The sequence below is a fragment of the uncultured Chloroflexus sp. genome, assembly GCF_938091255.1.
Taxonomy (GTDB): domain Bacteria; phylum Chloroflexota; class Chloroflexia; order Chloroflexales; family Chloroflexaceae; genus Chloroflexus.
Genome location: NZ_CALLJH010000005.1, coordinates 48794 through 67078, shown reverse-complemented (window position 1 = coordinate 67078; position 18285 = coordinate 48794). Strand labels below are relative to the sequence as shown.

Annotated in this window: 13 protein-coding genes; 7 read left to right on the top strand and 6 right to left on the bottom strand. The window is 58.2% G+C overall.

What is annotated here, in order from left to right:
- Positions 1-60 precede the first annotated feature (60 nt).
- Positions 61-1308 (top strand): hypothetical protein, encoded by a 1248-nt coding sequence (locus Q1A00_RS02420; protein ID WP_298406740.1) that lies wholly within the window; start codon positions 61-63, stop codon positions 1306-1308.
- A gap of 43 nt (positions 1309-1351) precedes the next feature.
- On the opposite strand, the gene Q1A00_RS02415 is transcribed toward Q1A00_RS02420, so the two are convergent.
- A complete protein-coding gene (locus Q1A00_RS02415; RefSeq protein WP_299755087.1) occupies positions 1352-2593 on the bottom strand; it encodes a J domain-containing protein in 1242 nt (413 codons plus the stop codon).
- A 146-nt stretch (positions 2594-2739) separates the two neighbouring features.
- On the opposite strand from Q1A00_RS02415, the gene Q1A00_RS02410 reads away from it, so the two are divergent.
- From Q1A00_RS02410 to Q1A00_RS02385, 6 genes are all read left to right on the top strand, one after another.
- Entirely contained in the window at positions 2740-3159 is a 420-nt protein-coding gene (locus tag Q1A00_RS02410; RefSeq protein ID WP_298406746.1) for an EVE domain-containing protein, read from the top strand.
- Between the two features lie 312 nt (positions 3160-3471).
- On the top strand, positions 3472-4176 hold the full coding sequence (locus Q1A00_RS02405; RefSeq protein WP_298406749.1) for a response regulator transcription factor: 705 nt from the start codon (positions 3472-3474) through the stop codon (positions 4174-4176).
- Positions 4173-5351: an ATP-binding protein gene (locus tag Q1A00_RS02400; protein WP_298406752.1), complete on the top strand. Its 1179-nt coding sequence runs from the start codon at positions 4173-4175 to the stop codon at positions 5349-5351. Before Q1A00_RS02405 ends, Q1A00_RS02400 begins: the two co-directional genes overlap by 4 nt.
- A complete protein-coding gene (locus Q1A00_RS02395) occupies positions 5348-7537 on the top strand; it encodes a VC_2705 family sodium/solute symporter (protein WP_298406755.1) in 2190 nt (729 codons plus the stop codon). The genes Q1A00_RS02400 and Q1A00_RS02395 overlap by 4 nt, the downstream gene beginning before the upstream one ends.
- 135 nt (positions 7538-7672) lie before the next feature.
- Complete coding sequence (locus Q1A00_RS02390; protein ID WP_298406758.1) at positions 7673-8200, top strand: Uma2 family endonuclease; 528 nt, start codon at positions 7673-7675, stop codon at positions 8198-8200.
- A 338-nt stretch (positions 8201-8538) separates the two neighbouring features.
- Positions 8539-10533, top strand: coding sequence for an acetoacetate--CoA ligase (locus tag Q1A00_RS02385; protein WP_366144876.1), 1995 nt, complete (start codon positions 8539-8541; stop codon positions 10531-10533).
- Positions 10534-10795: 262 nt separating this feature from the next.
- Here Q1A00_RS02385 and Q1A00_RS02380 read toward each other — a convergent pair whose 3' ends face one another.
- The 5 genes from Q1A00_RS02380 to gcvPA form a co-directional block, all read right to left on the bottom strand.
- Entirely contained in the window at positions 10796-13417 is a 2622-nt protein-coding gene (locus Q1A00_RS02380; RefSeq protein ID WP_299755082.1) for an ATP-binding protein, read from the bottom strand.
- An 80-nt stretch (positions 13418-13497) separates the two neighbouring features.
- Entirely contained in the window at positions 13498-14187 is a 690-nt protein-coding gene (locus Q1A00_RS02375) for a lysophospholipid acyltransferase family protein (RefSeq protein WP_298406766.1), read from the bottom strand.
- A 225-nt stretch (positions 14188-14412) separates the two neighbouring features.
- Positions 14413-15891: an aminomethyl-transferring glycine dehydrogenase subunit GcvPB gene (gcvPB, locus tag Q1A00_RS02370; protein WP_298406768.1), complete on the bottom strand. Its 1479-nt coding sequence runs from the start codon at positions 15889-15891 to the stop codon at positions 14413-14415.
- A complete protein-coding gene (locus tag Q1A00_RS02365; RefSeq protein WP_299755077.1) occupies positions 15884-16951 on the bottom strand; it encodes an aminoglycoside phosphotransferase family protein in 1068 nt (355 codons plus the stop codon). Before Q1A00_RS02365 ends, gcvPB begins: the two co-directional genes overlap by 8 nt.
- Positions 16948-18282, bottom strand: coding sequence for an aminomethyl-transferring glycine dehydrogenase subunit GcvPA (gcvPA, locus tag Q1A00_RS02360; protein WP_298406772.1), 1335 nt, complete (start codon positions 18280-18282; stop codon positions 16948-16950). The genes Q1A00_RS02365 and gcvPA overlap by 4 nt, the downstream gene beginning before the upstream one ends.
- Positions 18283-18285 lie beyond the last annotated feature (3 nt).

Genomic DNA, 18285 nt, shown 5'->3' with positions numbered 1-18285 from the left:
CACCCCAAATCTTGGTATACTACCTAATACACCGTACCGTCCCCCGGAAAGGAGCGAAGCATGGCGGCGCGCCGGATTCTACTGACGCTGATTGGCCTGTTGAGCGTGATGATTCTGATCGGCAGCATCAGTGCCGGTGTGTTAACCATCTTGTTGATTACTCATCGACCGGTCGATCAGAAATTACTCGTGGTTGGGCCAGCCCGACGACTAGCCCTCGTTGATCGAAGTGGTGCGGCACAGGTGCTGGCCGATGATGTGAGCCCCGAACTGTTCCGTTATCCAGCGTTGGCGCCTGATGGTAGCCGGATTGCATACATTAGCCAAAACGGTAACGTCAGTGTATTGCGCGTGATTGATTTGCGGAATGGCGCTCGTGCTGAACTCTACCGTTCGACGACGAATCCGCCGCTCTATATGGTTTGGTCGCCTGACGGTCGCTACCTCTCCTTTCTCTCCAATCGCGGTACGGCTGGGTTAGGAATGCATGTCGTACTGGCGGATGGGTCGCGTCCGGCTGAGTTGGTCAGTGTGTCGCCGACGTCGCTCTATTTGGCGTGGCAGCCCGATAGTTCGTCTTTGTTGGTGCATATCGGCGGTTCAATCTTCGAGGATGGGCGCGTGGTGACGGTACAGCCCGGCCGCGCGCAGCCGCTGTACGAAGTGAACGACCCCGGCTTTTTCCAGACGCCGGCGTGGAGTGTTGATGGGCAGAGCTTCTTTTACGTTGCGCAGCCGCCAATCGATGGCCCGCCGGCAGTGGAAAAGGTTGAGAGTGTGTTGACGCGGGTGAAGGTGGGTGAAACCCAGCCGCAGGCGTTGGCCCGTGAGCCGCAGGCGGCGATTATCTTTGGCCGCTCGCCGCGCAGTGATGAGATTGCGTATACGACGGTCGGCCCCAATGGGTTTGGCCCGCTGAAGCTGGTTGGTCTCGACGGTAAGGTGGATACCTTGTCGGCACCGGATGATAACGTGGTGGCGTTCTTTTGGTCGCCGAACGGCGAGCAGCTTGCGTATCTGACGCCTGCCGGGCGGACATCAAATGGTTTGGTGCAGTTGCGCTGGCAGTTGGTTAACCGCACCGGCGGTACGTCGCGGACGTTGACGACCTTCGTGCCTTCACAGGAGTTTTTGGCCCAAATTAATTTTTTTGATGCCTATGCGCTCTCGTTCGATCTCTGGTCGAGCGATGGCCGGGCCTTGGTCTATGGCGCGCGTGATGGGGTGTATGTGCTGGATATTGGGCGCGGGATCGCCAGCCGGCGAAGCGATGGCGTGTTGGCGATGTGGTTGCCACCGGAGAGATAGGGAATGGGGAGGAGGGAATAGAAGGAACATTCCCTCCTCTCGGCTAACGCAGGGCGCGAATTACGAGATTGCTGAACGTTGCCGTGGTGGCGTTCTGTCCGGCGCGGGCCAGCAGACCGTAACGCGCGTCGGGCGGTGGGGTGGCGCTGGTGACGATGCTTACTACTTGATCGTTAATCCGCAATTCGATGCTCTGGCCTTCGAGCCGCGCGCTGAGACGGGTGCGTTCGGCGAGGATGATAGCTCCTTCGGCGAGGAGGGTGCGTTGCTCGCCGTTGCGTTCATCGCAACGGAATTGGCCGCTGGCCGGATTGATGACGAAGCTGACGTAGCGCTGCGGGCCGTTGAAACGCAGCATTAATCCGCCCCAATCCCCGATAACGCTTGCTTCTACTTCGATCATCATATCGGCCCCGATCGGTGAGGTGCGGAAAGCCCAAATGTCGCCGATGCCGGCGTTGGCTTGAATGCGATAGGCGCCATTGCTTGCACTAACGCTCCAGCCGTTGCCGCTGGTCGTGGGCCAGTCGCTGTTGGGGCCAAAGTCGGCCTGATAGATGATCGGTCCGCTGGCAGTGATTGTCGTGGGTGACGGCGCAGCGGGAGGGGTAGGTGCGGTCGTGGGTGACGGCACAGCGGGAGGCGTAGGTGCGGTCGTGGGTGACGGCACAGCGGGAGGCGTAGGTGCGGTCGTGGGTGACGGCGCAGTGGGAGGCGTAGGTGCAGTGGGAGGCGCGGTGGGGGGGCGGTTATCGATCTCTTGCACCGTCATTGCGCCCTGAAGTTGGCGCCAGCCGTACCAGCCGAGAAAGGTCAGCGTCAGGCCGCCTACCGCTGCCGTTAACAAGGTGCGACGCGAGATGGTTGGCTCGGCGGCAGTGGCTGGGGTTTGGTATTCTGCCTCCAGCTCGGCAATCAAGGCCGCGCAATCGCGGTACCACGGGTTGATGCGTTGCAGTTCGCGTAGGGTGGCCAACGCTTGCAATCGCCTGCCGGCGGCGAGATGCACTTGCGCTTGCGCGTATAACTCGGCTTGGTAATCACGTTGTACCGGCGTGGCTGGCGCCATTGACGATCGCCGCCGACGGAGATTCTGATACGCCTGATTGATCCGGCGCGCGCGGCGGGCTGCATACTCTTGCTCAGCGGCTGAGGCGCCGGCATACCGGTCAGGATGGTAGAGGCTGATCTGTTTGAGGTACGCCTGTTTGATGTCGGCAAATGACGCGCCGGGCCGGATGCCGAGGATGGCGTAGTCGTCAAGTTGTTCAAAATCGTCGTTCACGCAACCCCCTTTCGCGCCGGGCATTATAGCATGCCGCTAGTTTATGTGGTGGCAGATGTACACTGTCATTGCGCAATTGTTGATGGTACCATGAATAATGGTATTATGCGATGTGTTCGCTCATTGCAATCATTAAGGATGACCCTATGCCAAAGTATTGGTTGCTCAAGACCGAACCCTCTGTCTACAGTTTCGCCGATTTGGTGCGGGAAGGGCGCACAGTATGGGATGGCGTAGAAAACAATGTGGCCCTCAAGCACATGCGCGATATGCGTAGCGGTGATGAGGCGTTGATTTACCATACCGGCGATGAGCGGCAAGCGGTTGGCTTGGCGCGAGTGGTTAGTGATCCTTACCCCGACCCCAAACAGAACGATCCGCGTCTAATCGTTGTTGATGTGGTGCCAATCAGGTCGCTGGCACGCCCGGTGACCCTAGCGGCAATCAAGACCGATCCCTTCTTTGCCGATTTTGCGCTGGTGCGGCAAGGCCGGCTGTCGGTGGTGCCGGTGACGGCGCCCCAATGGGAACGGCTGCTGACGATGGCCGAGCCGGCGAACGTATAATGGCATCCGGTAAGTTGTGGTATACTTCACAGCACGAATGGGAATGTGCTTATCCTGATTGCCGGTTCGGCGTGAACGCCAGTATGCAGAGCTGTACATCATGCTCTGCTGGCGCAGGGTAGCGCAGTCAGCCAAAAACGAGTATTTCTTCCCCGTATTTGGATTGTCTCTTATTTGCTAGCGTGCGGTGACGCTGCCGTTATCGTGTGACTCGCCCGCTTCCCGTCCGGGAAACGGCTCATCTGGCATAAGAACAGTTGCCTGCATCTCTACAACATACTGCCGCCATTGAAGGAAGCAGGGAGCGCTGCAATGGAAGCAGCTACAATTCTGGTGGTTGATGACGAGCAACCAATTGTCGATCTGGTGAGCAGTTATCTAAGCAATGAGGGCTTTGTCGTTCATCGGGCCTTCGACGGGCCGAGCGCGCTGGCCCTTGCTCGTAACGTGAAACCCGATCTGGTCGTGCTGGATGTGATGCTGCCCGGTCTTGACGGGATCGAAGTGTGCCGGCAGTTGCACCGTGACACTTCGGTGTACGTGTTGATGTTGACGGCCCGTGCCGATGAGATCGATAAGTTGATCGGCTTGTCGGTAGGGGCTGATGATTATCTGACCAAGCCATTTAGCCCACGCGAGCTGGTGGCGCGGGTGAAAGCAATTTTGCGGCGCAATCGGGTGTTGCGTTCGACCGAGACGAGCCAGCGTCCGGTGTTGCAATTTGAAGGGTTGCTGATCGATCCCGAACGGCGTGAGGTCGAGCGCAATGGTGTGCGGGTTGATCTGACGCCACGCGAGTTTGATCTGCTCTACGCGCTGGCCAGTTATCCGGGGCGGGTGTTTACGCGCGAAGAGTTGCTGCAACGGGTATGGGGCCCCGATTTTGCTGGGATTGATCGGGTGGTCGATGTGCATATCGGCACGTTGCGCCGAAAGCTCGATGACGATCAGCACGGGACGCCGTTGGTGCAGACGGTGCGCGGCGTAGGGTATAAGTTTGTCGGCGGCGCGCGATGAAGAAGTGGTTGCATCAACTTCGCTGGAAACTGTTTATCTCCCATCTGATTATTGTCTTGATGGCGTATGTGGTGCTGTTGGCAGCATCGAATGTGCTGGCAAGCCTCGGGTTGACCGGTTTTGCGCCGTTGACGCTAGGTTCGGCGGCGGCAGAAACCGGACAATTAGGTGCCGGCACCACCAACGCGGCGCTTGAGTTGCAAGAGCAGGTGCAGTCGGTGATCCAGCAAGCATTGCTGATCAGCGGGTTTGGCGCGCTAGCTGCCGCGGTCGTGGTAAGCCTGTTTGTCTCGCGCCGGATTGTTGAGCCGATTCAAACCCTCTCGCACGTCAGTCGTCGTTTGGCGCAGGGGTTTTATCGCGAGCGCACGAGCATTCAAGCCGATGATGAAATTGCCCAATTGGCCCAAAGCGTCAATCAGTTGGCTGATGCGCTTGATCAAACCGAGCGCCGGCGTTTGGCGTTGCTGGCCGACGTCACTCACGAGTTGCGCACGCCGTTGGCAACTATCGGTGGGTATATGGAAGGCTTGGTTGATGGGGTGGTTTCGGCGAATCCGGCGACGTTCAACCTGATTTTACGCGAGACCCGCCGCTTGCAACGGTTGATCGAAGACCTCGAGCTGTTATCGCGAGTAGAAGCCGGTCAGTTGCCGGTGGTGGCCCGCGCTATCGATCTGCGTTCGGTGCTAGAAGCGCAGATTGCGCAATTTGAGCCGTTGTTTAGCAGTAATCAGGTTCATTTGTGCCTCGATGTGCCTGAATACTTACCGCAGGTTTGGGCCGACCCCGATCGGGTGGCGCAGGTGGTGATTAATATCCTTGCTAACGCCTATCGCTATACGCCATCAGGCGGGACGGTTACGGTGCAGGCGTGCGCTGATGATCATGAAGTGCGGGTGGCAGTGATTGATACCGGAATTGGAATTGCCGCCGAACATTTGCCGCATCTCTTTGAGCGTTTTTACCGGGTTGATAAATCGCGCGCGCGCAATAGCGGCGGTAGCGGGATTGGGTTGGCAATCGCGCGCCACCTGATTTATGCCCAAGGGGGCGAGATTTGGGCCGAGAGCGATGGTATCGGTAAGGGGGCACGGTTTATCTTTACCCTGCCGCTCGCTCCGCAGATGGCGGTTGTGCGAGTGGAATCGGTGACAACGGTTGATGGGGCATGAGCGCAAGTTTCTGGATTGGCCTCTTTCAGCTTTTTCTGGTGGTTGGCGGCGCATTGGCAGTGTCGCTGTTCATTATCGACCGCCTGTTCCCACCGGTGCGTCAGGTGCAAGGATCAGTGGAGTCGTACACTCCCCGGCCAACCCCGGTCACTCGCACGGCAACAGTGACGCCGCCACCGCTGCAATGGCCGCTGGCACCGGCATGGTTGTCGCAATACTGGCAGGAAAATCTGCGCTTGGTCGGCCCGCTGCTGATAATCTGGCTCTTGAGCGTAGTATTGCCAGTCGTCTTGGCCGAGCCGCTGAACCGGATCAGCGTCTTAACCGGATTTCCGCTCGGTTACTATATGGGTGCGCAGGGGACGCTGATCTGTTTTGTGATCCTGACCTTTGCCTATAACTGGCGAATGCGGTTGCTCGACCGGCGCTTTGGCATTGATCCGGCTGAGTCTGCCGAGGAACGACTCATTCGCCGGCGCTATTCAATGCGCTATCTAGCATTTGCAGCCGGTTTGTTGGCACTAATGGGGGTCTGTATTGCCCTCGAGACGTGGTTTGGCCTACCGGCGCACCTGATCGACTGGAGCTTCCTCGCGTTGGCGATTGGTCTCTATGCTGTGATCGGTATTCGCTCTCGCGCCGATACGCTCGATGCCTATTACGTCGCTGACCGCAAAGTGCCGGGAATCCTCAATGGCTTAGCCACTGGCTCAGATTGGATGAGCGCCGCTTCGTTCATCAGCATGGCCGGCGCACTCTATTTGCTTGGCTTTGAGGGTCTCGCCTACATTACCGGTTGGACGGGCGGGTATGTATTGTTAGTGCTGCTGCTCGCGCCTTACTTGCGCAAATTTGGCCAATATACGCTGGTCGATTTTATCGGCGCGCGCTATCCCGGCGCTGGCGCGCGCGTAATTGCGGCTGTGTTCAGCATTATCATCTGTTTTACCTATGTGACTGCTCAAGTGACCGGGATTGGCATCATTATGAGCCGGTTTCTCGGTCTGAACTATATGGTGGGGGTGATTGTCGGCTTGGCGGCGGTGTTGCTCTGCTCGTACCTCGGCGGCATGAAGGCGATTACGTGGACGCAAGGCGTACAGGGGATAATCCTCGTCTTCGCCTACCTTGTACCGGTGACGTGGCTAGCCTATAAATTGACCGGTGTGGCGCTGCCGCAGGTGATGTATGGCGAGGCGCTGAGCAATATTGCGCAACTGGAAGAGGTGCAGGGCTTGCCTAGCTATGTCGCGCCGTTTAATGATTGGTCGATCTGGAATTATCTGGCCCTGAGTCTCTGTCTGATGCTGGGTACCGCCGGCATGCCCCATATTCTGGTGCGTTTTTACACGGTGCCGACCGTGCGTGATAGCCGGAGCAGCGTGGCATGGGCGTTGTTGTGGATCTGTGTGCTCTATTTGACTGCGCCAGCGTATGCGGCGTTTTCACGCTGGGAGATTCTTGGTTCGGTGGTTGGCCAACCGGTGGCCGAATTGCCAGAATGGACGAACCGATGGGCGAGTACCGGCTTGCTGACGATCGCCGATGATCCCGATATGGGTGGGAATGGCGATGGCGTGTTGCAGTATCAGGAGCTACAGATTGACCAAGATTTGGTGGTCTTGGCGACACCGGAAATTGCTGAGTTGCCGGCCACGGTGGTGGCGCTGGTTGCGGCAGGCGGTATGGCGGCGGCCTTAAGTACCGCCGATGGCCTGCTGATGGTGATTGCTTCGGCGGTGGCTCACGATATTTACCATCGCACGCTCAACCCGCGAGCTAGTTCGCGAGAGCGGCTACTCTTAGGCCGCTTGGCGATTCTGGCTGTGGCCATTTTGGCGGCTTTGACAGCGCTGCAACGGTTGGCGATCATTGTTCAATTAGTGGCATGGGCCTTCTCGTTTGCCGCTGCGACGATCTTTCCGGTGTTGGTCTTAGGCGTTTTCTGGCGGCGAGCGAATAGCCGCGGCGCGGTAGCCGGGATGCTGAGCGGTTTTCTTGTGACGGCTGGCTACATGGCGCTCACCTATGTTACGCCTGATTGGGCTGTCTTTGGTATCTCCAGTTCGGCAGCAGGCATTTTTGGTCTGCCGGTCAATTTTTTGGTGACGTGGCTGGTTAGTCGGTGTGGGCCGCCGCCCGATCCAGAGGTGTTGGCGCTCGTTGATTATGTGCGGCATCCGTAGCGGTGCTTTTCCAGTTCTCCTGCGAAGAGAGATGGAGAGCTGCAGGTTGCAGTCAGCAACAGATTAGTGGTGTTCCATCGAGCGTGCAGTGGCTGAGTAAGCTGCAACGAGGGCCAGCGGTGAGCAAAAGTGTCTATGTCACGCTTATTGTCAATAGAAGAGTTGATTTTACAAACTGATGCGAGTGGCGCTCCGGTGCGTTTAGAGTATGTGCGGGGGCATCCGCGCTGGGAAGCGTTGCCTTCAAGCCGGCATCAGAAAGCGTTGCGGTACATCGAGCGCTCGGTACGACCGGTAGATGCTCATCTGATGGGTTGTGCTTGTTTTACGCTGGCGGACGTATTAATCCGATTCCCCGATCCTGATCGATCACTCAAGCGTCCAGATTTAGCTATCTTTTGCACGGAACCGCCGGACAGCGATGAGGCGATTGACATGACTCCGGCAGCGGTGGTCGAGGTGCTCAGTCCCGGCTATGAAGATAAGGATCTCGGCCCTGATGGGGCGCCTTTCTACCTTACGTATGGTGTTCGCGATGTTGTTGTCTTCGATCCGAGGCGGAAAACGGCTGTCCATTTTCAAGCCGGATCGGCGCCGGTGACGTGGCAAGGGCCGGCTACGGTTGTGCTGGCCTGCGGTTGTCAGCTTGAGGTGCCGGGTTAAGAAAGAGTGGACTCGTTGTTTCCGCCACTCCCTACCGGATGAGGGCTGGGGTGCGGGAATGCCCCTGTTCCCCCTCCTCTTGGGGAGAGGGCTGGGGTGCGGGAATGCCCATCATTGCGGAGGGACAAACCCTGCTGCTCCTCCATCAGCCGCGTGCGGTGGTGGAACGGGGCGGTATGCATATCATCTTATGAGGGCGTTGTCGGTAGGTACACGTCTGGGCGGGACGCACTGCTGGGTATCTCTACAAGACTCGATCTTTGTTGACCGTATTCCCCTCTTTCAGCTACAATTCAACGTACAAATACGCCAAAGGTTAGGTCAGACGGAGGCCAATGATGACCACCGCGCCACGTTTGTTGTGGGAACCGCCGGCAGAATTGCGCGAAAACTGCACGATGCGCGCGTTTATGCGCTGGCTTGAGCAACGGTATGGATTGCACTTCACCGATTACGATAGTCTCTACCGCTGGTCGGTTGATGAATTGGAGGCGTTTTGGGGAGCGTTGTGGGAGTATTACCAGATTAAGGCACACGCTCCTTACACCACTGTGTTGTCGAGTCGCGAAATGCCGGGGGCGCGTTGGTTTACTGGCGCGCAGCTCAACTACGCAGAGCACGCCTTTCGCCATGCCACACCTGACCGCCCGGCAGTGATTGTCGCCTCGGAGCGGCAAGCGCCCACGCCGCTGAGTTGGGAAACGCTGCGCGCGCAGACAGCGGCGCTTGCGCAGACTCTACGCAATGCCGGGGTGGGGCCGGGTGATCGGGTGGTGGCGTATGTCCCTAATACGCCTCACGCCCTGATTGGATGTTTGGCGACAGCGAGCCTTGGTGCGATCTGGTCAAGCTGCTCGCCCGATTTTGGCAGCCCTAGCGTGATCGATCGCTTCAGTCAAATTGCACCAAAGGTGTTGATTGCGGTTGATGGCTACCAGTACGGCGGTAAGCCATTTGACCGCCGGGCCGAAGTGGCGGCGATTCAGACCGCGTTGCCCAGTGTCGAGCTGACCATCTTTATTTCGTACCTCGATCCGGCGGCTGAGCCAGATGGGTTGCGTGGCCCGCTGCTGCGTTGGGAAGAGGCGGTGCAAACACCGACTGAGTTGGTGTTTACGCCGGTTGAGTTTAATGCGCCGCTGTGGGTGCTCTATTCTTCCGGCACCACCGGTTTACCCAAGCCGATTGTGCATAGTCAAGGCGGGATTCTGCTCGAACACATCAAGTCGCTCGACCTCCATTTCGACATGCGGCCGGGTGATACCTTCTTTTGGTACACCACGACCGGCTGGATGATGTGGAACTTCTTGATCGGCGGCTTGTTGGTCGGCGCTATTCCGATTTTGTACGATGGCAGCCCGGCTTACCCTGATATGGGCGTATTGTGGCGGCTAGCCGAGCAGACCAAGATGCGCTATTTTGGCACCAGCGCCGGTTACATTACTGCGTTGATGAAGAGTGGGATTGAGCCGGGAGCGCAGTTTGATCTCAGCGCGATCAAATCAATCGGTTCAACCGGTTCGCCATTGCCGCCGGAAGGGTTTGAGTGGGTCTACGACCATATCAAGCGCGATGTGTGGTTGGTATCCTACAGCGGCGGCACCGACGTGTGCAGCGGCTTCGTTGGCGGCTGTCCGCTCTTGCCGGTGTATAGCGGTGAAATTCAGTGCCGCATTCTCGGTTGCAAGGCCGAGGCCTACGATACCGACGGGCACAGTGTGATTGGGGTGATGGGTGAATTGGTGATTACCGCGCCAATGCCCTCGATGCCGATCTATTTCTGGAACGATCCCGATAACGTTCGCTACAAGGCCAGTTACTTCGAGCAGTACCCCGGCGTCTGGCGGCACGGTGACTGGATCGTGATCAACGAGCGGGGCGGGATCGTGATCTATGGCCGTTCGGATAGCACGATCAACCGGCAAGGCATTCGCATGGGCACCAGCGAGATTTACCGCGCTGTCGAGACCATCCCCGAAGTGCTTGATAGTCTGGTAATCGATCTGGAAGGTCTCGGCGGGCGTTCGTATATGCCGCTATTTGTTGTCTTGCGCGAGGGGGCAACCCTCGACGATGCACTGCGGCAACGGATCAAGCAGGCGATCCGCAACGCGCTCTCGCCGCGCCATGTGCCCGACGACATCTTCCAGATTCCGTCGGTACCGCTAACACTTAGTGGCAAGAAGCTGGAGGTGCCGGTCAAAAAGATTCTGATGGGTGTGCCGGTTGAGCGGGCAGCCAATCCCGATTCGCTACGCAACCCTGAATCGCTCCAGTTTTTTGTCGATCTGGCGCGCGCATTGGCTGAGACGGTCAATCGCGGGAGCGGATGATCGATGCAGATGTAGGGTATGGCTTTGCGATACTAGTGTCCCCTCCCTCCCAGCCCCTCTCCCACTGGTGCGGGAGAGGGGCGCTACGGTCTCCCGCGTTCCGATGCCTGTCCCTCAATCCACGCGGCTCCCCCTCTCCCGCCGTCAGGTGAGCGAAAGGGCCGGGGGGTGAAGCAATCGCCAAGGCGCAACGTAAGCAAAGATACAGAGGCGCTTCACGCAAAGGCGTCAAGAGGTGGGGGAAAGCGCCACGCCCTATGGGTCATTGCGAGCTGTTATTCGCTTTAACGGACGTCGCCCTCTGTATGAGGAGGCTAATCTTTTCGAGCAAATCGCGTGAACGGTACGGTTTGGGTAGGAAGTCAGTATATTGGTTGATCGGCAGCGGTTGGCTGGTAATCTGTTCGGCATTGCCGCTCATCAGCAACACCGGCAGGCGCGGTGAGTGGCGGCGAATGGCTTCAAGGAGTTCTAACCCATTCATGCCGGGCATTGCCAGATCTATCAAGGCGATATCAATACTTATCGCTGATTCGCTCAATAGGGTAAAAGCGGTGCGCCCGTCAACCGCTTCGAGTGTCACCATACCGGCTCGTTCGAGGATGCGGCTGATGGTTCCACGCACTGCCGCATCGTCATCGACAATCAATGCAGTGCCGGTAAGGATGATAGGCGTTGTCGCCACCGCAGTCATCGTCGGAGTTGTTGTATTCGCGGCTGGCAGATACACGGTAAACGTCGATCCTAGCCCCGGCGTACTCTCGACCCGGATAGCGCCGTAATGGCGGCGCACAATGCCTTGCACAGCAGCCAGTCCTAGCCCGTGACCTTTCGGTTTAGTGCTGAAGAAGGGGTCGAAGATACGGCGCTGCGTCGCTTCGTCCATCCCGATTCCGGTATCGCTGACGGTGAGGGTGACGTATTTGCCCGCCGCAATGCTTGGTGTCAAGTTTAAGCGACGCAGATCGGTCGCGGTAAGTGTAGTCACGTTGGTGCTAATGGTAACCGTGCCGCTGCGCTCACCAATAGCTTCAATCGCATTGGTAAGCAGATTGAGCACGACTTGTCGGATCTGGCTGGCTTCGACTACAATCGCTGGCAAATCAGGCGCTAGATCGTAGGTAATCGTTACTTGGCCGCTGCGACTGGCCGGCAAGCGCAAGAGATTACCCATTTCGCGCACCAGCGCCGAGAGGTCAACGGATTCGAGCGAACGTTGGCCGCGGCCAGCGTATGCGAGCAATTGACTACACAATTCAGCGGCTCGTTGGGAAGCCTGATCGATAGCTGCGAGGTGGGGCTGCAATGCGTGGTTCGACGGCAGATCAAGCAAAGCAAGGCTGGTATGGCCCATAATACTGGTCAGCAGATTGTTAAAATCGTGGGCAATACCGCCGGCCAGCAAGCCAAGACTTTCGAGTTTTTGCGTTTGCAGCATCTGGGTCTCGATCCGACGCCGTTCTTGTTCAGCGTTAAAGCGTTCAATCGCTACTGCGAGCACATTGGCGACACTGTGCAGAAAGAAGATGGCCTCGGTATCCAACGGATGCTGCGCGTAAGCCAACAGCGCGCCGAACAGTCGCTCTTTCCCACGAATAGGCATACCGGCGCCATACATTGCCACATCGCCGATACGTTCAGCCAAGATTGGCGGCAACTGGTTCCAGCCGGGATGATCATTGGGCAGATCGCGGAACACCTCAGATGGCAACAGCTTCTCAGGCACATTGCCCCACTTTGCGCGTACATACGGTTGATGATCGAGATCGAGTTCAACCAGCTCAGTCCCGCTGAGGCGAAGGGTTTGCGCCGTTTGTGCCACAGCGGCGGCAAACAGGGTGTTAAGGTCAGTATTCGCTAGCGCTTCGCGAGCTAAGGTTGCCAACTGTTCTTGTCGCGCAGCGAGTTCGGCAAGACGCTCGTTGGCATGGCGCAATGGCGTCACATCTTGAAACGCGACGACGGCGCAGAGACCTTCAGGCAGCTCAATGAGCTCAGCCGCCAGTTGGGCAAAGCCGGAAGTGCGATCATTCCGCTGAAAACTAAACTCGACACCGCTGATCGTTCCCTGCTGTTCTAACGCTTCAGTGATAGCCGGCCAGCGCTCTGGCAACTGCGACCGGCTAAGCTTACGAATCGGTTGCTTAATAATCTGTTCGCTGCTCAACTCAAAAAACTCGCGGCAGGCCGCATTTGCATTCAGGATGAGTTCATCGTTGATCCGCACGATTAACATCGCAAACGGCGCCGAGTCGAAAAGCCGGGCTAGTTTCTCTTCCGAATCGCGGAGTTGCTTTTCAACAGTGCGTCGTTCATGAAGTTCTTTATCGGTTTCGCGTAATGACTGGCGAAAATGACTGATGAGCTGATCGATGATGTACGCCGAGAGTAAAAGATACAACGTATAGGTGACAGACCACGACAGTCGCGAGTGAGGGATCGGCAGCTGGGGTAACCAATCGGCAAGTAAAGTAAAGATGACGCCGGTAGCAATTGAAAGAATCGCGACGATCCATGCACCTCGTTGCCCGAATAGCATGCCGGCCATCACGACGACGGTGGGCAACGCTGCGAAAGCTGGCGCAAGAATACCGCCGCTGATCGTCGCTGAACCGATTAATATCAACCACAATGAACTAATGACGAGCAGACTTGCTTGCTCAACCTGTTGCTGGCGCAAGAGCCAGAATGCCGCAAGGAGCGCCGCTATCAGAGGCACGACAATAATCAGGCGCTGCGGCATGAGCGATGGGTCAATCGGGCTAAAGACAGTATAGCCTATGACGGAAAGGAGGGAGAGCCAGATTAGGAAGCGCAGTAATTTCGCGGTGTGTTGCCGTACCCGCTCAGTGCTTGGGGAGGATGGATCGGTGAAAGCAGCCATCGTTTGCTCCCGATTCGAACCTATCGTTAGATGAGATTCGCGCTGATCGTCGCCGATCCATCCATACTACATCCCAGTCATTACGTATCCTGATCGGATGACGTGCCAAGGCTATGGGCCAACGCCGTCCCGCTGAGCTGGATGATCGCCTCGCGCACCTCATCGGCGGCGGTTTGCCATGTCGCGCGCAGTTTCGGATGCGCTTTCAGATACAGCGGTTCGCCAAAACGCACGGTGACTTTGTAGGGGCGTGGAATGACCTTACCCTTTGGCATGACACGATTGGTACCGCCGACATAGGTCGGAATGACCGGCGTGCCGGGAAATTCGGCGATTAGGCGGCCCACACCGCTGCGGAAGGGGCCAATTTCACCGGTCTTGCTGCGCGTGCCTTCGGGGAAGAGCAAGAGGGCATAGCCCTCGCGCAGAGCGCGCGCAGCGTGGCGGAGCGGATCTTGGCCGCCGCGCCGGTCGCGGGCGATCGGAATGGCATTGAACAAAATGCGCGAGAGGAATTGCATGACCCCGCCTTGAAAGAAATAATCTTGCGCGGCGGCAGCGACGAAGCGAGGGCGTACTTCACGCGGCAAGACGGTATAAATGACGGCTGTGTCAGCATGGCTGGCATGATTTGAAGCAATAATGAAGGCACCCTCATGGGGAATGTGTTCAATCCCTTCAACTCGCGGCCGTACATAAAGCCGGACAAAGATCCGAAACAGGGCCGGCACGAAACGGGCCGCAACGTGGCGGCTGCGGTAGAGACTCATAACTTTTTCCCTACGATTATGACACCCGCCAGAATAGCAAAGCGGCGAGATATGCTGCAATAAAATCGGTGACTCTTCATCTATGCGGTATTATACTGTGCTGCGCCTCGCTTGGGGAGGGGATGGCTTCCTTTTCATCAATAGTTGGATCCGAAACCGTTTGACCGTAGCGCCGCACGGGATACGGCGCTACGGTATGCTTGCCCAAGACAGGTGCCCACTGCCCTACGAAGCCGTTTGTAACTGTTCGATCGCCTTAGCATCGTACCGTAAAATCGGCTGGCGAGCGGCACGCACTTCATCCAACCGTCGCACCGGCGCTTTGGTCGGTGCAGTGTGCAGCACCTCTGGCGTCTCAACCGCTTCGCCGGCGATCTGGCGCATCGTGGCGATGAAGCGATCGAGCGTCTGCTTACTCTCAGTTTCGGTTGGCTCGATCATCAACGCTTCCGGCACGATCAGCGGGAAGTAGATCGTTGGCGGGTGGAAGCCATAGTCGATCAGCCGCTTGGCAATATCAAGCGTGCGCACATCTTTGGGTGCGCCGGCAATTTGGCCGCGTAATACGACTTCGTGCATGCAGATACGATCGATCGCCTGCGGATAGATATCCTTCAGCATAACCCGCACATAGTTGGCATTCAGCACCGCAGCTTCGCTGACGGCGCGCAATCCAGCGGCTCCCATCGAGCGGATGTAGGTCCATGCCCGCACCAGCATACCGAAGTTGCCGTGGAAAGACTTCATACGGCCAATGCTCTTCTCGGGGGTGAAGAACTCGTATTTGCCATCGTCGCGCCGGCGCACACGCGGGCCGGGCAGGTATGGCGCAAGCTCGGCAGTGCAACCAACTGCACCCGAACCGGGGCCACCGCCGCCGTGCGGGGTGGTGAAGGTCTTGTGCAGGTTGTAGTGCATGAAGTCAAACCCCAACTCACCCGGCTTGGCGATGCCGAGGATGGCATTGAAATTGGCGCCGTCGCCGTACATTAGGCCGCCGGCCTCGTGAACGAGGCGGCAGATTTCAACAATGTGCTCTTCAAACAACCCCAGTGTGTTAGGGTTCGTGAGCATCATGCCGGCGGTGCGCGGTGAGAGTTTGGCTTTGAGATCGTCGAGGTCAACATTACCGCGCGCATCGCTCTTTAGTTCGATCACCTTCAAGCCAACCATTGCCGCTGTCGCCGGGTTGGTGCCGTGAGCCGAGTCGGGTACCAACACTTCGGTGCGCTGGGTATCGCCGCGATCGTGATGATACGCGCGGAAGACCAGAATGCCGGTCAGTTCGCCTTGCGCGCCGGCAGCGGGTTGCAGGCTAACCGCATCGAAGCCGCTGATCTCGCCAAGGTAGGTCTGCAATTCATACATCAGTTGCAGGGCGCCTTGGCTCAATGATTCATCTTGCAGCGGGTGCGCGGCGGCAAAGCCGGGCAAGCGGGCGGCTTCTTCGTGCAGCTTGGGATTATACTTCATCGTACATGACCCCAGCGGGTAGAAGCCGGTATCGATCGAGTAGTTGCGCTGGCTGATACGGGTAAAATGGCGAATGACTTCCGGCTCGGTCAATTCGGGAAAGCCGGCCAAGTCATCTTGGCGCAACAACTCGGCGGGCAGCGGCGTGGTTTCAACGCCGGCAGCCGGCAGATTAGCGCCGATTTTGCCCGGTTGCGAGTAGGTAAAAATAGGCGGTTCTTCGTTATTCATTGCTCTGCACTCCATGGATTGGTTCATTAGGGGTGGCAATCACCGGCGGCGTATGCACCTGATCAAGTTGATCAGCGATGGCAAGCGCGAGATCGGCCCGCTCGCGTTCAAGCAAGAGGACCAGCCGGTAGGTCAAGAGGGCAAACTCGCGCACCTGATCGTACCGACGGTCAGTCGTTTCGTCGTAGGCCACGCCATAACCGGTGCGTAGGCCAAAATAGTCAGGATCGGCGAAGTTGAGGTGGAGGGTGGCGTGATCCCATGCCGGACGCCATGTTTGGGCAAAGCCCCAACCGACCACACCAACCAGCCGCCAGTCGCGTTCCCGCCGGCGGACGATAATCCGGCGCGGGTGTAAGTCGCCGTGGACGAGGCAGGCCGGGCGGCCAGTGGTCGTAATCCAACTGGCGAGACGGCCTTGCAGCCATTCGCTCTGTTCGGCAGTGAGGCTGCCTTGCGCTACTGCGTCAGCCGCTGCCGCTGCTACCCGCTCGCGCAGGTAGGCGACATCAGCGGCAAGCATAGCCGGTTGTTCGGCAGGAGTTGGCAAGGCTTCGGCGCGCAACTGGCCGTAATACGAGGCCAGATAGCTATGCACGCGCGCCATGACGCGCGCCAGTGCCTGCCCAATGGCAAAGCGTGATTCTTCGTCGATGGCAGTGATGATCTCGGACAGCGGCGTGCCGGCAAGGTAGCTCAAGGCCAGCGCCGGCGGGTCATCGCCACTGGCCGCAGCTTCACCGACCACGCTCGGCAGCGGCAAATCGATCTCGGCTTGCAGCGCACGTAGTGCGAGCGCCTCGGTACGTAGCGCTTCGCCGGCCCAGCGATCGACGCCAGCCGGCAGACGGAGCACAATCTGCCGGTCGTTGAGCGTGACCAGCAGGCTCCGCGCGCCAAGCGGTGCAGCATCACGCACCTGCGCCCCCGGTAGGATGCGGGTGACTATGCGCTCGATCTGATTGGGTGAGACTGCCTCGATCATCGGGTTGACCTGAATTGATGTTGCCCCCTCCCAGCCCACCTCACTAGGGGGGCGGCCTGTGACCCACTTCGTCATATAGCGGCTAATACTTCCACCAGCCGGTTAATCTCGGCTGGCGTATTCATTTCCGTGACGGCTACCAGCATCGCGTCACCGAGTTGTGGCTCATCGGCGCTGAGGTCGTAGCCGCCGATGATACCCTGCTCGCGCAATGCCGCATTGATTTCAGCCACCGGTCGCGGGCACTGCACCACAAATTCGCGGAAGAAGGGCTGATCAGCGAGCACGCGATAGCCGGGCAGAGCGTTAATCCGCTTGGCAGCGTAGTGGGCGCGCTGGTAGGTAACTTCAGCCACCATCCGCATGCCGCGCTTGCCCATCAGCGACATGTACACTGCCGACGCGAGCGCCATCAAGCCCTGATTGGTGCAGATGTTGCTCGTCGCCCGTTCGCGGCGAATGTCTTGCTCGCGAGCGCGCAGGGTAAGGACATAGGCCATGCGGCCATCAATATCTTTCGTCACGCCGACGATACGCCCAGCGATCTTATGCACATACTTCTGGCGAGTGGTAAAGATGCCGAGGTACGGGCCACCGAAGGCCAAGCCCAAGCCAAGCGACTGCCCCTCGCCGGTGGCGATGTCGGCCCCAGCTTCGGCAGGGGTTTGGAACAAGCCGAGCGCGATTGGGTCGAAATGAACCGCGAGCAACGCACCGCGAGCCTGCACCTGTGCGCCGAGACCACGTAAATCGTGCAACCGGCCCAGAAAATCAGGGTTCTGCACAATGAGCAGCGCGGTCTGATCATCAACGCGTGCTAACGCATCGGCAATCGACGATCCCGGCGTCTCGTCACCGACAATCTCAACATCGAGCCCTTGCAGGTAGGTGCGCAATACAGCCCGATATTGGGGATGAACGCCGCGCGCTACCACGATCTTGCGCCGGTTGCGCAAAACGTTAAGCGCCATAATTGCCGCCTCGGCTAACGCGGTCGCGCCATCGTAATGCGAAGCGTTCGCGATCTCCATGCCGGTCAGGGCGCAGATAAGACTCTGATACTCGAAAATGGCCTGCAAGGTACCTTGGCTGATTTCCGGCTGGTATGGGGTGTACGCAGTGTAAAACTCGCCGCGGCGCAGAATCTGGTCAACTGCCGCCGGTACAAAATGGTTGTACGTGCCTGCACCCAAAAAGATGCTATACCGGCGGGCATGGGCGTTCAACTCGCTCAACCGGTTCAGCTCCGCCATCAGCTCCGGTTCCGACAATGGCGGTGGCAGATCGAGCGGCGGGAAACGATGGCTGGCCGGCACATCAACAAACAGGTCTTCAATGCGCTCAACTCCAATTGCTTTGAGCATTTCTTGCCGGTCGGCATCGGTAATCGGAATATAGTGAGTCATGCG

What these genes read in the sequence shown, in the direction of transcription:
- Q1A00_RS02380 (WP_299755082.1), bottom strand. Translation starts at nt 13,417, where the DNA reads ATGGCTGCTTTCACCGATCCATCCTCCCCAAGCACTGAGCGGGTACGG.
- Q1A00_RS02405 (WP_298406749.1), top strand. Translation starts at nt 3,472, where the DNA reads ATGGAAGCAGCTACAATTCTGGTGGTTGATGACGAGCAACCAATTGTC.
- Q1A00_RS02395 (WP_298406755.1), top strand. Translation starts at nt 5,348, where the DNA reads ATGAGCGCAAGTTTCTGGATTGGCCTCTTTCAGCTTTTTCTGGTGGTT.
- Q1A00_RS02410 (WP_298406746.1), top strand. Translation starts at nt 2,740, where the DNA reads ATGCCAAAGTATTGGTTGCTCAAGACCGAACCCTCTGTCTACAGTTTC.
- Q1A00_RS02385 (WP_366144876.1), top strand. Translation starts at nt 8,539, where the DNA reads ATGACCACCGCGCCACGTTTGTTGTGGGAACCGCCGGCAGAATTGCGC.
- Q1A00_RS02420 (WP_298406740.1), top strand. Translation starts at nt 61, where the DNA reads ATGGCGGCGCGCCGGATTCTACTGACGCTGATTGGCCTGTTGAGCGTG.
- Q1A00_RS02365 (WP_299755077.1), bottom strand. Translation starts at nt 16,951, where the DNA reads ATGACGAAGTGGGTCACAGGCCGCCCCCCTAGTGAGGTGGGCTGGGAG.
- Q1A00_RS02390 (WP_298406758.1), top strand. Translation starts at nt 7,673, where the DNA reads ATGTCACGCTTATTGTCAATAGAAGAGTTGATTTTACAAACTGATGCG.
- gcvPB (WP_298406768.1), bottom strand. Translation starts at nt 15,891, where the DNA reads ATGAATAACGAAGAACCGCCTATTTTTACCTACTCGCAACCGGGCAAA.
- gcvPA (WP_298406772.1), bottom strand. Translation starts at nt 18,282, where the DNA reads ATGACTCACTATATTCCGATTACCGATGCCGACCGGCAAGAAATGCTC.
- Q1A00_RS02400 (WP_298406752.1), top strand. Translation starts at nt 4,173, where the DNA reads ATGAAGAAGTGGTTGCATCAACTTCGCTGGAAACTGTTTATCTCCCAT.
- Q1A00_RS02375 (WP_298406766.1), bottom strand. Translation starts at nt 14,187, where the DNA reads ATGAGTCTCTACCGCAGCCGCCACGTTGCGGCCCGTTTCGTGCCGGCC.